At 71.9% G+C, this 13,154-nt stretch carries 14 protein-coding genes; 7 read left to right on the top strand and 7 right to left on the bottom strand.

The features are described 5' to 3' along the window. The first annotated feature begins 58 nt into the window (after positions 1–58). Positions 59–604, top strand: a complete 546-nt coding sequence (locus tag ACZ5SK_RS03865; RefSeq protein WP_334582842.1) for a hypothetical protein — start codon at positions 59–61, stop codon at positions 602–604. Between the two features lie 95 nt (positions 605–699). Here the strand turns inward: ACZ5SK_RS03865 and ACZ5SK_RS03860 are convergent, their stop codons facing one another. Further along, complete coding sequence (locus ACZ5SK_RS03860; RefSeq protein WP_334582843.1) at positions 700–1,206, bottom strand: hypothetical protein; 507 nt, start codon at positions 1,204–1,206, stop codon at positions 700–702. A 334-nt stretch (positions 1,207–1,540) separates the two neighbouring features. Here ACZ5SK_RS03860 and ACZ5SK_RS03855 point away from each other — a divergent pair, with 334 nt between their 5' ends. Then, positions 1,541–2,206, top strand: a complete 666-nt coding sequence (locus ACZ5SK_RS03855) for a class F sortase (RefSeq protein ID WP_361704177.1) — start codon at positions 1,541–1,543, stop codon at positions 2,204–2,206. Positions 2,207–2,239: 33 nt separating this feature from the next. Here the strand turns inward: ACZ5SK_RS03855 and ACZ5SK_RS03850 are convergent, their stop codons facing one another. Next, positions 2,240–3,085 (bottom strand): polysaccharide deacetylase family protein, encoded by an 846-nt coding sequence (locus ACZ5SK_RS03850; RefSeq protein WP_361704180.1) that lies wholly within the window; start codon positions 3,083–3,085, stop codon positions 2,240–2,242. Positions 3,086–3,313: 228 nt separating this feature from the next. Here ACZ5SK_RS03850 and ACZ5SK_RS03845 point away from each other — a divergent pair, with 228 nt between their 5' ends. After that, on the top strand, positions 3,314–3,787 hold the full coding sequence (locus tag ACZ5SK_RS03845) for a universal stress protein (protein WP_334582846.1): 474 nt from the start codon (positions 3,314–3,316) through the stop codon (positions 3,785–3,787). Between the two features lie 73 nt (positions 3,788–3,860). Here ACZ5SK_RS03845 and ACZ5SK_RS03840 read toward each other — a convergent pair whose 3' ends face one another. Further along, on the bottom strand, positions 3,861–5,009 hold the full coding sequence (locus tag ACZ5SK_RS03840) for a CapA family protein (protein ID WP_334582847.1): 1,149 nt from the start codon (positions 5,007–5,009) through the stop codon (positions 3,861–3,863). 222 nt (positions 5,010–5,231) lie between these two features. Here ACZ5SK_RS03840 and ACZ5SK_RS03835 point away from each other — a divergent pair, with 222 nt between their 5' ends. The 3 genes from ACZ5SK_RS03835 to ACZ5SK_RS03825 all read left to right on the top strand — a co-directional run bounded on the left by ACZ5SK_RS03835 (position 5,232) and on the right by ACZ5SK_RS03825 (position 7,247). Next, complete coding sequence (locus ACZ5SK_RS03835) at positions 5,232–5,783, top strand: sigma-70 family RNA polymerase sigma factor (RefSeq protein WP_334582848.1); 552 nt, start codon at positions 5,232–5,234, stop codon at positions 5,781–5,783. A 147-nt stretch (positions 5,784–5,930) separates the two neighbouring features. Continuing rightward, a complete protein-coding gene (locus tag ACZ5SK_RS03830) occupies positions 5,931–6,446 on the top strand; it encodes a hypothetical protein (protein ID WP_079663916.1) in 516 nt (171 codons plus the stop codon). A 141-nt stretch (positions 6,447–6,587) separates the two neighbouring features. Next, positions 6,588–7,247: a zf-HC2 domain-containing protein gene (locus ACZ5SK_RS03825; protein ID WP_334582849.1), complete on the top strand. Its 660-nt coding sequence runs from the start codon at positions 6,588–6,590 to the stop codon at positions 7,245–7,247. 68 nt (positions 7,248–7,315) lie between these two features. Here the strand turns inward: ACZ5SK_RS03825 and ACZ5SK_RS03820 are convergent, their stop codons facing one another. From ACZ5SK_RS03820 to ACZ5SK_RS03810, 3 genes are read right to left on the bottom strand one after another with little or no spacing between them, the layout of a single operon-like run. Beyond that, positions 7,316–8,179, bottom strand: coding sequence for an Fpg/Nei family DNA glycosylase (locus ACZ5SK_RS03820; protein ID WP_457494920.1), 864 nt, complete (start codon positions 8,177–8,179; stop codon positions 7,316–7,318). A 22-nt stretch (positions 8,180–8,201) separates the two neighbouring features. Continuing rightward, positions 8,202–10,289, bottom strand: coding sequence for a SpoIIE family protein phosphatase (locus ACZ5SK_RS03815; RefSeq protein WP_334582851.1), 2,088 nt, complete (start codon positions 10,287–10,289; stop codon positions 8,202–8,204). A 45-nt stretch (positions 10,290–10,334) separates the two neighbouring features. Beyond that, positions 10,335–10,787: a hypothetical protein gene (locus tag ACZ5SK_RS03810; RefSeq protein WP_334582852.1), complete on the bottom strand. Its 453-nt coding sequence runs from the start codon at positions 10,785–10,787 to the stop codon at positions 10,335–10,337. Between the two features lie 98 nt (positions 10,788–10,885). Here ACZ5SK_RS03810 and ACZ5SK_RS03805 point away from each other — a divergent pair, with 98 nt between their 5' ends. Next, positions 10,886–12,307, top strand: coding sequence for a lipase maturation factor family protein (locus ACZ5SK_RS03805; protein ID WP_334582853.1), 1,422 nt, complete (start codon positions 10,886–10,888; stop codon positions 12,305–12,307). On the opposite strand, the gene ACZ5SK_RS03800 is transcribed toward ACZ5SK_RS03805, so the two are convergent. Further along, positions 12,295–13,119: an amidohydrolase family protein gene (locus tag ACZ5SK_RS03800; protein WP_334582854.1), complete on the bottom strand. Its 825-nt coding sequence runs from the start codon at positions 13,117–13,119 to the stop codon at positions 12,295–12,297. The genes ACZ5SK_RS03805 and ACZ5SK_RS03800 overlap by 13 nt on opposite strands. Between the last annotated feature and the right edge of the window lie 35 nt (positions 13,120–13,154).

Below are 13,154 nucleotides of genomic sequence, written 5' to 3'. Positions count from 1 at the left end.
TTTACGGCGCAAGCGGAACAGGTCCGCAGCGCTGCTCCTCGAGGACCGGAGGATCCACATGCACGCGATACGCGTCGCTTCGGCCGCCCTGCTGGGCTTGACCGCCCTGACCCTCTCCGCACCGGCCGCCCTCGCGAGCGACGGCGGCGACGACAACCACTACGTCATGTCCAACGGCTACGACGTGCTGCCCTCGGTCGTCGCGGCGGGCGGGCAGGTCACCCTCCGGGTGGACCGCGTCGCCAGTGGCTGCGGACGCTCCGTGACGGTCTCGTCGCCGGTGTTCGACACGGTCGTCATCCCGAGGGGGTCGTCGTCGGCGGTGACCCTGGTCGACCGGGACGCCAGGGTGGGCGTGTCGCACCGGGTGACGTTCGTCTGCGGCGGCATCAGCGCCGTCAAGGAGTTGACGATCGCCGGCGGCCGTCCGGGCGATCTCACGCCGTCGCCCTATCCGGTGCAGCGGGGTGTGCACGCCGGCGAGGGCGGCACCGTCGCAGGGTTCGACCTGAAGGAGATCGGGCTGGGCGCCGCGCTCATCGCCGGATCGGTCGGCGCCGCGTACTGCCTCTCCCGGCGCCGCACCGGTGAGGACGGCGGCTGACGCTCCGCCGGGCGCAGGTCTTCGCCCCGGATCCCAGCAGGAACCGGGGCGAAGGTCTGTGCGACGTGCGGTCTGCGGGGGTGCGGGGGCGCAGCTCAGATGCGACGCTCGGCACGGCGTCGCATCCAGAACAGACCGCCGCCGACCACGGCCGCGGCGACGAGGCCGCCGCCGATGGCCATGTCGGTCGGCGTGGCGCCGGTACTGGTGCCGCCGCCCAGACCGCCGCGAACACCCCCGATGACGGTGAAGGCGTCCGGGCGGGTCAGGGTCCGGCCGGAGCAGTTGACGGTGATGTCGTACGCGCCGGGGCGGGCGTCGTCGTCGATGATCGCCGTTCCCTTGGCGGTCTGGTTGGCGCCGTTGATCGGGGTCAGGTTGGCCGTCCCGAAGGCGGGCGACGTCATGGTGCCGCCGCTGGGGCAGCCGTCCACGGTGACGGTGATCTGTCCGCCGCGGGCGATGACGGCGGGCAGCACGACGATGTTGCTCGGGCTGACGCCCATGCCGTCACGCGCGAGCGCCGCGGGCGCGGCGAGGCCGAGGGCGGCGACCGAGGCGGCTGAGACCGCCGCGGCCGCCAGGACACGAGTGGTACGCATGTGATCCTCCGCGGAAGGCGTCCCGGGGCCCGTCCCCGGCATGTCGGCGAGAAAGCACCTCCCGGAAAGACCCTCAGATGCCGTGCACGCGCCCGCATTTCGGGAATGGTCCGTACTGGTGAGAGGACACGCCGGGCGGCATGCGCACAAGGGGATATCGCCGCAGGTCACGGACCGTCAGAAAATTCCTGCCGTCGGCAACTCGGATGGCGCACCGAAGAGGGTCGGGGCCACCCGTTCGCTACTGCCCCGTCGCCGGTTAACCACTCGGGACTTAGCGTTCTCGTATGCGCGAAAAGGACGTGGCGACGGCCCCGTCGAAAGGGGATGGCGAATGTATGCGTACGAGCTGTCCGAGGCGGCGGAAGAAAAGGAGCGGCAGACGAAGCGCGCCCCTTGGGGCGTGATAGCGCTTGTTCTGCTGACCGGTCTCGCGCTCATCCGGAACGGGTCGGGGGAGTTCGACATCGGCCCGCCGCAGCCGGCCTCGGCGGCGGCCGCGGACAGCCGGGCCGGCGCCCTCGGCCTGCCCCCGACTCCGCTGGCGTACGCCGTGCCGAACCGGGTACGGATCCCCGCCATCAGCGTGGACGCGCCGATCATGCCGGTCGGCCTGGACACGGACGGCTGGGTGGCCGCACCGCCGCCGGAGGACCCGAACCTGGCAGGCTGGTTCACGGGCGGGGTCTCGCCCGGCGAGAAGGGGACGTCGGTCGTCGTCGGCCATGTCGACAACAAGCTGGGTCCGGCCGTCTTCTATGGTCTCGGAGCCTTGAAGAAGGGAAACCGCGTCGAGGTGGCGCGGCAGGACGGAAAGACCGCGGTCTTCGATGTCTACGGCGTCGAGGTGTTCGAGAAGAACAACTTCCCCGGCGACCGCGTCTACGCCTCGAAGGGCTCTCCGGAACTGCGGATCATCACCTGCGGCGGCGGTTTCTCCAAGGCGAAGGGTTACGACGGGAACGTCGTCGCTTTCGCCCGCCTGGTCGAGGTCCGTTGAGCGGTTCCCGACCGGGCGGGCGGGGGCCTCGCGTCAGGTGTACTTCCGGTGCGGAACGGTGATGTGATAGCCGGAATCCAATAGCTGCGGCAGATATCTGCGCAGCGCCCGCACGCTCTGGGAGCGGTCGCCCCCGGCGTCGTGCGAGAGCACCACGACGCCGGGGGCGGCGCCCTGTTCGACCCGTTCGACGATGGTGTCGGTGCCGGGGGTGGTCCAGTCGAGGCTGTCGACCGTCCAGGCGAGGGGTTCCATGCCGAGTTCGGCGCCGAGTTGGAAGGCGGCGCGGTTCCAGGCGCCGTAGGGGGCGCGGAACCAGCGGGGCCGCTCACCGTAGTTCTCCTCGATGACGTCGCTGGTGCGGATCATCTCGGAGCGGATCTGACGGCGGGTCAGCCGGGTGAGCAGGGGGTGGGACCAGGTGTGGTTGCCGACGATGTGGCCGTCGTCGGCCATGCGTTCCAGCAGGTCCTCGTTGTCGACGGCCATCTCCCCGCACACGAAGAACATCGCGCGCACGTCGTACTCGGCCAGCGTGTCGAGGATGCCGGGGGTGTAGCGGGGGTCGGGGCCGTCGTCGAAGGTCAGCACCATGGCGCTGCCGCGGCCGCTCATCCTCAGCAGCGGTTCGCGGCGCACCGGGGTGCGGGCGGGCGCGGCATGCGGGGGGCCGTAGCCGGTCAGCGGCTGGAGACGGTAGGCGGAGGGCTTCAGCGGGACGCTGCGCGCCGGGGCGCCCGCCGCGGGGGCGGGGGCGGCGGCCTTCACCGGCTTGCTGTCCCCGCCCCACCCGAGCACTTGGGCCGTGCCGACCGCTCCGACCGCGGCGGCGCCGGCGAGCAGGGCTCGGCGCCGCGTGAACAACTGATCCTTCTTCATGAGTCATCAGTCGCCCGACGAAGCCTCGACGCACCACACCGACACCGCCCCGGCGGCACGATTCCACCCGACCGGCGCAGTGCGGGGTCGGCCGGCGCGAGCAAGGGAGCGGCCGGCGCGCGGGGAGCTGTCCGGCCGCTCCGGTCGCGGGAGAGCCTCGGCGCCGTACCGGCGTGATCGGCCGGGCGGGTCCCATCCGGACCTGCGGGTTCCGATAGCCTCTGGGCCGTGACGGAACAGTACTCGCAGCAGCCAGCGCACCAGTTCGAGCGGGGCACGGACGGACCCAAGGTCATCGTCGCCGGCGTGGACGGCTCCGACACCTCGCTCCGGGCCGCGGCCTACGCGGCCGGTCTGGCCCGGCGCCAGCACGCGCTGCTCGCCGTGGTGTACGTGCAGCCGGTGCTGGCGGCGGGCGCGGCGCTCGGAGTGCCGGTCGCCGACACGACCGACGCGATCGCCGAGGACCTGGTCGCGCAGATCCGGCACGCCACCGAGCAGACGCGCGGGATATTCGATGTGCGCTGGGAGTTCCACACCTTCCGCGGCGACCCCTACAGCGGGCTGGTGAAGGCGGCGGACCAGCTCAAGGCGGACGCGGTGGTGGTGGGCGCCTCCGAACAGGCCGGCCACCGGATCGTGGGGTCCGTCGCGATCCGGCTGGTGAAGGCGGGGCGGTGGCCGGTGACGGTGGTGCCGTAGCACCCCCCGTCATCCCCAAGGCCCGGCCGCCGTTCCTCTCACTCCCGCGTCACAGGTCACTCCCCATCACAGGTCACTCCCCCATCACCAGACCGTCCTTCGCCGCCCCCCGGCTGAGGACCACGGTCCTGATCCGGTCGCGCACTCCCTCGACGTCCGCGCCCCGGGCGAGCGCGTTGTTGAGGTTCACCACCCGGCCGGCGTCGATGTCGAACATCTGGGGTACGAACTCCGCCTTGCGCACCTCCCAGCGGCCGCCGTGCCGGGCGGGCGGCGCGAAGGTGAAGCGGGCGAGGGTGGACTGGTTGCCGCGCGGGTCCTGCACGCCCTGGTGGTTGAACATCTCGCCCGCGATCTGGTCGCCCAGCCCGAAGACGACCCAGGTGCCGTTGATCTTCTCGTAGGCCTGGGGGACGTGCGCGTGGGTGCCCAGGATCAGGTCGATGTCGGGCCGGCCGGCCGTGCGGGCGGCGGTGAGGGTGCGGGCGAGGGCGAGTTGGCGGTCGTCCGGCGCGTCCTGCCATTCGGTGCCCCAGTGCACGGAGACGACGACCACGTCGGCGCCCGCCTTCCGGGCGGCCTTGGCGTCGGCGACGATCCGGTTCTCGTCGATGAGACCGACGGCCCAGGGCTGCCCCGGCGGGGACGGGTTGCCGTTGGTGTCGTAGGTGTAGGCGAGGTGGGCGACCTTCGCCGGGCCCGCGCGCAGCAGCGTGACCGAGTTGGCCTCGGCCTCGGTGCGCGCGGTGCCCGCGTGCCGCACGCCGGCGCCGTCGAGCGCGTCGAGGGTGCGCCGTACGCCGGCGGCGCCGTCGTCGAGGCTGTGGTTGGAGGCGGTGGAGCAGCCGTCGTAGCCGGTGGCGGCGAGGGCCGGGGCGATCTCGGGCGGGGACCTGAAGACGGGGTAGCCGGTGTAGGCGCCGTTCGCGCCGTAGACGGTCTCCATGTGGCACAGGGCCAGGTCGGCGCGGGAGACGACGGGCTTGACGCCCTCGAACATCGGGCGGAAGTCGTAGCCGGGGCCGCCCGCGTCGAAGTGGGCGCGGTCGATGATGGTGCTGTGCGGGAGGACGTCGCCGGAGGCCACGAGGGTGAACGCGCGGGCGGCGGACGGCGCCGGACGTCCGGACCGCTCGGCCGGCCGGTCCCGGGCCTGGCAGGCGGCGGCCGACGCGAGGACGGCCGTGAGGACCAGCGCCATCTGATGTCTGCGTGCGATCACCTGATCACTCCACTTCACAGGAATTGTCATATTTACACATGTATCAGTACTAATGGATGAGAGGCGTCGGACCGCCCCACCACTCCCTGCGTCCAGGGCCGATGCCCGCGATCGGCGTAGCCCGGACCGTTCGTCGAACCGTTCGTCGACGCGATCGACCGTCCGCCGCAGATCCCTGTGCGGACACTGTCCCGAACCGGCGCACTGCGGTGCCATACGCCCATGACCGCCGGAAACACCCTCACCGCGACCGGGCCGACGACCGCCGAGCACGAACTCGCCGCCTTGCAGCGCGAGCACGGCAGGCCGCTCTTCGCGCTGCTGCTGAGGCTGTCCGACGGCGACCGCCAGCGCGCCGAGGACCTCGTCCAGGAGACCCTGGTGCGCGCCTGGCAGCATCCCGAGGCACTGCGCGCCGACGCCTTCGACTCCGTACGGCCCTGGCTGCTCACCGTGGGCCGACGGCTCGCCATCGACGCGCGGCGGGCCCGGCAGGCGCGGCCGGCGGAGGTCGGGGACGCGGTGCTGGAGAACGCGCCGGTCCACGCCGACCACGCCGAGCGGGCCGCCGCGGCCCTCGATGTGCGCGAGGCTGTGAAGACACTCACTCCGGAACACCGTGAAGTCCTGGTGCTGGTGTATTTCCAAGGGGCGAGTGTGGCGGAGGCCGCCGAAGCCCTCGGAATTCCTCCGGGTACGGTGAAGTCCCGCGCGTACTACGCGCTGCGCGCCCTGCGCCGGGTGCTTCCGGGATACGCGGCCGACCTGCACTGAAACCCACGGCTCGGTCAAGCCTCCGTAAAGCGCCTTGCCGAGGACCCCCGTTGAGTAATCGGGTGTCCTTATCCGTGTTCCGGACGGGGTCCTCCCCAGGGTCCTTGCATCGGGCGACGCGCACGCACCGGAGGAAGGCAGGAAGGGATGCTGCACAGAGGTCACCAGGACACGGACGGCACCGGCGGCGGTGAACTCACCGTCCCCATGGCCTGGCTGTACGCCGAGTACATCGCCGACGAACTGCTGCGGACCGGCGATCTGATGCCACCGACGTCCTTCGAGTTCCGGGCCGGACGCGATGCCCTGGCGCTCACCATCTTCCTGTCCGACACCGACGGCGAACTGCCCGGCATCCGGGTCGTCACTCAGCTGGAGACCTGGCTTTCGCTCACGGCGTACGACCAGCCGTGGCAGGACTGGGTCGGCGAACGTATGTCTCAACTGACGGCTGAAGCTGCCGCGTTGGACGGGCCCGCCCCGGATCTCGAACTGGCGGCCGCGGCCTGGCGCTGGCTGGAGGAGACGGAGCTGCTGGCTCCCGACCTCAACGCGGTGCCGGGCGGCGCCCCGGTGGTCGGCGAGGAGGACGGACCCAAGGTCTGGACACCCGCCTGGCAGCTCGGACTGCCCCTCGGGCACCTCGCCATTCATCTTTTTTAGATTCGCACCAATCCGCGGGCCGGTCCGCTCCGAACATCTGGGTCACGATTCGGTACGCGGCTTGAGTGATTCGTCTGTCGGGTGCGTACCGGTGGGAGCAAGGAGTAACCCCACTGGCACTCAACGGCACGAGGTTTCGGCATGAGGTCCCTGGAAAGGCATCGCGACGTCGGCGCGTACGCGCTCGGCGTGCTGGACGAAGCGGAAGCCTTCCGCTTCGAGGACCACCTCATGGAGTGTCCTCAATGTGCGGCGCAGGTCACCGAGTTCGGCCCCACCGCCCGACAGATGATGCTCTACCGGCGCGCCACCCCGCGCGCCGTGCACCCCTTCGCCGGGCCCGGCCCGCAGCTGCTGGACCGACTGCTCGGCGAGGTGGCGGCCCGGCACCGCGCCGTGCGCCGGCGGGTGCTGTACGCGGTGGCCGCCTCGGTGGTGGTCGCCCTGGCCGGTCCGGTCATCGCGATGATGGCGGGCGGCGGCAGCGACGGCGTGCAGGCCGCGCGGGTCACCGCGACCGACGAGAAGTCCGGGGTGTGGGCGCAGATCACCACCGAGGACGAGCCGTGGGGCAGCCATGTGGAGCTGAAGGTGAAGGACGGGGCCGGCCCCCGCTCCTGCCGCCTGATCGCCATCGGCGCCGACGGCTCCGAGCAGACGATCACCAGCTGGGTCGTCCCCACGCACGACGCCCGCCCCAACACCGTGCAGGGCGCGGCGGCCTGGCACTCCGACGAGATCGTCCGCTACGAGCTGCGCACGGCGACCGGCGAGCACCTGGTGACGCTCGACGCCCACTGACCTCGGCCCGAAGTGAGTTCAGGTCACTTCGTGCCCAGGTCGGCAGGGACGCCGCCGCGGCGTGACGCCTACTTCAGCAGGCGCGACATCCGCCGGTCCGCCAACGGCTTGCCGCCCGTCTGGCAGGTGGGGCAGTACTGGAGCGAGGAGTCGCTGAAGGAGACCTCGCGGACGGTGTCGCCGCACACCGGGCAGGGTTCGCCGGTGCGGCCGTGGACCCGCAGGCCACTCTTCTTCTCCGCCTTGAGCCGCCCCGCCGCCACACCCCGCGAACGCTCCAACGCCGCCGTGAGCGTCGTGCGCAGGGCCTCGTAGAGGGTGTGGGTCTCCTCGGGCGTGAGGGACGCCGCGAGCTTGAAGGGGGACATCCTCGCCGCGTGCAGGATCTCGTCGCTGTAGGCGTTGCCGACGCCCGCGATCAGGCTCTGGTCGCGCAGGGCGCCCTTGAGCCGGCGCCGTTCCCCGGCGAGGAGTGCGGCGAGGCGGGGCTCGTCGAAGTCGGCGGCGAGCGGGTCGGGGCCCAGCCGGGCGACGCCGGGCACCTGTTGCGGATCGCGCACGACGTACACCGCGAGCCGCTTCTGGGTGCCGGCCTCCGTGAGGTCGAAGCCCGCCCCCGTCTCCAGGGCGACCCGCAGCGCGAGGGGGCCCTTGCCGGGGCGCGGCGGACCGTCGGGCAGGCGGTCCTTCCAGTGCAGCCAGCCGGCGCGGGCGAGGTGGGTGACGAGGTGCAGCCCGTCGCCGGCCGTCAGGTCGAGGAACTTGCCGTGCCGGTGCACGGCGGTGACCTCCTGCCCCTCCACGGCGGTGACGGGCGGGTCGTACGTCTTCAGCACGCTGATCGCGACGGGCAGCACGCGCACGATCTCGTGGCCGACGAGATGCTCGGTCAGGAAGTCCTTGAGCGCTTCCACCTCGGGGAGTTCCGGCATACGTCCAGAGTGCCACGAGAGGTCACCGGGGCTCGCGTACGACGAACTCGCACCACACGCACTTGCCGCCGCCCCGCGCCTCCACGCCCCACGCGTCGGTGAGCAGGTCCACCAGCAGCAGGCCGCGCCCCGAGACGCCCGAGACGCCGGCCTCACGGCGGCGCGGCAGGGCGCTGGAGGAGTCCTCGACCTCGACCCGCAGCCGGCGCTCGCCGCCGGTGACCACCCGCACGGTGACGATCGCCGCGCCCTCGGTGTGCATGAGGGCGTTGGTGATCAGTTCGTCGGCGACCAGCTCGATCTCGTCGGAGCGCTCCCCGGCGCCCCAGGCGCGGACGGCGGCCCGGATCATGTGCCGGGCCTCGGCGAGGGCCTCCGGGTCGCCGGGCGCCACATGCTGCTGGAGCCGGTTCCCGGCCTGCGGGGTGTCCGGGCCGCGCCGGCGCAGCAGGAGCAGGGCGACGTCGTCGTCCCCGCCGCGTTCCTCGGCGACCTCGATGAGCTGGTCGGCGAGCTTGCGCACGTCCCCCGGCCCCGCGGCGACCATGGCGGCGAGGGCCCGCATGCCGTCGTCGACGTCGGCGCCGGGCTGCTCGACCAGACCGTCGGTGTACAGCAGCAGGGTGTGGCCGGGGTCGAGCTCGACGGTGCCGACCGGGTACTGGAGGCTGCCGAACTCGGCGGACAGACCGAGCGGCAGCCCGCCGGGCACGGAGACGCGCCGGCAGGTCCCGTCGGGGGCGCGCAGCAGGGGGTCGATGTGTCCCGCGCGGACCATTTGGACGACCCCGGTGGACAGGTCGGCCTCCGCGTACAGGCAGGTGGCGAAGCGGTCGGTGTCGAGCTCGTGCAGGAAGACGGAGGCCCGGGCCATCACGGTGGCCGGGGTGTGGCCCTCGGCCGCGTAGGCCCTCAGGACGATGCGCAGCTGGCCCATGACGGCGGCGGCATGCGTGTCGTGGCCCTGGACGTCGCCGATGACGGCGCCGACCCGCCCGCCGGGCAGCGGGATCAGGTCGTACCAGTCGCCGCCGATGCCGCGGCCCAGCGAGCCGCCGATGGTGGCGGCGCGGTAGCGGACGGCGACGTCGGCGCCGGCGACGCTGGGGATGGTGCGCGGCAGCATGGCCTGCTGGAGGCCCTGGGCGATGTCCTTCTCCTGCTCGTAGAACATGGCCCGTTGCAGGCTCTGCGCGATGCTGCTGCCGAGCGCGACGAGGATGTTGCGCTCCTCCGGGGTGAAGCCGTGGCGGTCGCTGTAGAGCAGGCCCATCGCGCCGATGGGCCGGGCCTGCACGATGAGCGGCAGATAGGCCGCGGAGGTGATCTTCAGGTCGGTGAGGTGCGGCCACAGCACGGGGTAGCCGCCGGCGAACTCCTCCGGCGACTCGATGAAGCGGGGGGTGAGGGTGCGCACGACCTCGCTCATCGGGTACGGCTCGTCGATCCCGGTGACCAGCGTGCCGGGCACGAAGCTGCCCTCCGGCCCCTCGGCGATCAGCCGGATCCGGCCGGCCTCGACCAGCCCCATGACGAGGCTGGTCGCGCCGAGATGCGTGAGGCCGTGGGTGTCCTTCAGGACGTCGATGACGTCCTGCACGGTGCGGGCGTGGGCCAGGGCCGCCGTGGTGAGCTGGACGACGTTGGTCTGCTCGCGGCGCGCGTCGTCGAGGGTGGTCTCCTCGGTGCGGGCGGCGAGGTCGCTCAGCTCATCGGACGCGTCGCGCACGATGCCGACGATGCGGCGCGGGCGGCCGGTGTCGTCGCGCCGGATGTAGCCCTGGGTGTGGGTCCAGCGCAGGGCGCCGTCGCGCAGCCGCATACGGAAGTAGGCGCCGTAGTTCTCGCTGCCGTCCTTGATGGCCTGGGCGATCACCTCGTCCAGCCGGATGGCCTCGACCGGCGGGACCCGCACGGCGAGGGAGTTGGGGTCGCCGTCGTACTCCTCGGGCCGCAGGTCGAAGATCTCGTGGGCCCGGGCGTCCATGTGGAACAGCCCGGTGTCCAGGTCCCAGTCGAAGCTGCCCATCCGGTTGAGCGCCAGGATCGGGTCCGGGTGGGCGGGCCAGTCGTCCGGGAGCGACAGGGCGCTCGCTGCCCGATCAACCATGGAGCCACCTTGTCAGGGTTTGTCCGATTCTTCGACCGGGGGCCTTCAGCCGGGCATGACGTCGGACTCGTCGGATTCGTCGGGCCCGTCGGGGATCAGCCCGCCCCCGTCGGGCAGATCGGGAACCTCCGGGACGACCTCCGGGCCGATGGCGTCGGGGTCGGCTTCACCTGCCTCGTCCGGGAGGTCCGGGACCCGCTGGACATCGGGAACGACGGGAACATCCGAGCCATCGGGTTCGAGGGCGCGGTCGAGGCCCGGATCGGCGTCGGAGGCATCGGCGGTGTCGGCGGTGCCGGAGGTGTCGGAGGTGTCGGCGAACAGGTGGCCGAGGGTGTCGTCGAAGGGGTCGGTCAGGAGGACACGCCCCTCGACCGCCGGGGCGACGACCTCCGAGCCCGGCGCGGGTTCCTTCTGCCCTTCGCCGCCGCGGCCGACGACGAGGAGCGCCGCCGAGAGGGCGCAGGCGGTGATGAGGGTGGCAGTGGGTAGTCGCACGACCACTATTGTCTGCCCCACCCACCCGCGTCACGCAAACGGAAGAGGGGAACACGCACGGTGACGAGGTCAGAATGGGAGAAGAGGAGCGAACCGCCGTGGACTGGTTCACCGCACCCGAGTACTGGCTGAGCCGGCTGGTCTTCCAGCGGGCCCTGGCCGGTGTGTACCTGGTCGCCTTCCTGACGGCGGCATGGCAGTTCCGGGCGCTGCTGGGTGAGCGCGGGATGCTGCCGATCCCCCGCTTCGTCGAGCGGGTGCCGTTCCGGGCGGCCCCGAGCCTGTTCCAGCTGCGCTACTCCGACCGTCTCTTCGCCGCGGTCGCCTGGACGGGCTGCGCGGTGTCGGCGGCGCTGCTGGCGGGGCTGGACGGCCGGCTGCCGCTCTGGGCCGGGATGGTGATGTGGCTGGTGCCGTGGGCGCTGTACCTGTCGATCGTGAACGTCGGTCAGACCTGGTACTCGTTCGGCTGGGAGTCCCTGCTGCTGGAGACCGGCTTCCTCGCCGTGTTCCTCGGCAACGACCAGGTGGCCCCGCCGGTTCTCGTGCTCTTCCTGGTGCGCTGGATCCTGTTCCGGGTCGAGTTCGGCGCCGGCCTGATCAAGATGCGGGGCGACGCCTGCTGGCGGAAGCTGACCTGTCTCTACCACCACCACGAGACCCAGCCGATGCCCGGCCCGCTGAGCTGGTTCTTCCACCACCTGCCCAAGCCACTGCACCGGATCGAGGTGGCCGCGAACCACTTCACCCAACTCGTCGTGCCGTTCCTGCTGTTCACCCCGCAGCCGGTCGCCACGGCGGCCGCGTCCCTGATGATCCTCACCCAGCTGTGGCTGGTGCTCTCGGGCAACTTCTCCTGGCTGAACTGGATCGCCATCGTCCTGGCCGTGCCCGCGCTCGCCCTCCCCACCGGCCACCGGTCGGGCCCCGCCGCACCGCTCTGGTTCGAGATCGTGGTCCTCGCCGCGGCAGCGCTCCTGCTGTTCCTCAGCTACCACCCGGTGGTCAACATGCTCTCCCGCCGCCAGGTGATGAACCGCTCCTTCGACCCGCTGCACCTGGTCAACACCTACGGAGCGTTCGGCAGCGTGAGCCGGATCCGCTACGAGGTGGTGGTCGAGGGCACCCTCGACGACGTGCCGCGCGAGGAGTCCGAATGGCGGGAGTACGAGTTCAAGGGCAAACCGGGCGATCCGCGGCGCTGGCCGCGTCAGTTCGCCCCCTACCATCTGCGCCTGGACTGGCTGATGTGGTTCGCCGCGCTCTCCCCCGCATACGCCGGGCCGTGGTTCGGCGCCCTGGTGGAACGGCTGCTGGAGAACGACCGCGACACCCTGAAACTGCTGCGCCGCTCCCCGTTCCCGCCCGACGAGCCGCCGCGCCACATCCGCGCCCGCCTCTTCCGCTACCGCTACACGACCTGGCGTGAGCTGCGGGAGACGGGCGCGTGCTGGGAGCGGACGTATGTACGGGAGTATCTGCCGCCGACCCGGCTGGCCAGGGTCTCTCAGAGGTCGTAGACGCGGACGGCCGTGGCCTCGAAGATCTGGGCGTGGTCCCGCGGGTCGGTCAACTGCCGTGCCAGGCCGAGGACTTCGCCGTACGACGCGGTGGGCGTGCACACCGGCCAGTCCGAGCCGAACATCAGCCGGGCCGGACCGAAGGCCTCCAGCACCGTATGGGCGTACGGGCGCAGGTCGTGGACGCTCCAGGAGGCGGGGTCGGCCTCGGTGACCATGCCGGAGAGCTTGCAGACCGTGTTGGGCAGCGCGGCGAGGGTCCTGATGTCGCGGGCCCAGGGCTCCAGTGTGCCGGAGGCGATGGGCGGCTTTCCCAAGTGGTCGAGGACGAAGGTGAGTTCGGGCAGGGCGGCGGCCGCCTTGACACAGGCCGGGAGCTGGTGGGGCAGCACGATCAGGTCGTAGACCAGCCCCGCGTCGGCGACGGCGGAGAGAGCACGCCGTACGTCGGCCCGCAGCAGCCACTCCGGGTCCGGCTCGCCCTGGACCTGGTGCCGGACGCCCTTGAGGTACCGGCCGCCGGGGAGCTCCCGCAGCCGGGCCAGTTCGTCGGCGACGTCCGGGCGGGTGAGGTCGGTCCAGCCGACGACGCCCGCGATCAGCTCGTGCCCGGCCGCGAGGGCGAGGAACTCGGGAGTCTCCTCGGCCACGGTGACCGTCTGGACGAGGACGGTACGGTCGACCCCGGCCGCGCGGGCCTCGGGCAGCAGGTCCTCGACGGCGAAGTCCCGCCGCAGGGGGCTGCCTTCGGCGATCCAGTCCTGGTCCCGCACCGACAGGTCCCAGACGTGGTGGTGGGCGTCGACGGTCATGACAGCTCCCCTGCGCTCATGACGACCGCGCTACG

The organism is Streptomyces sp. NPDC031474 (genome assembly GCF_055581185.1).
This window is presented reverse-complemented; position numbering and strand designations above follow the sequence as displayed.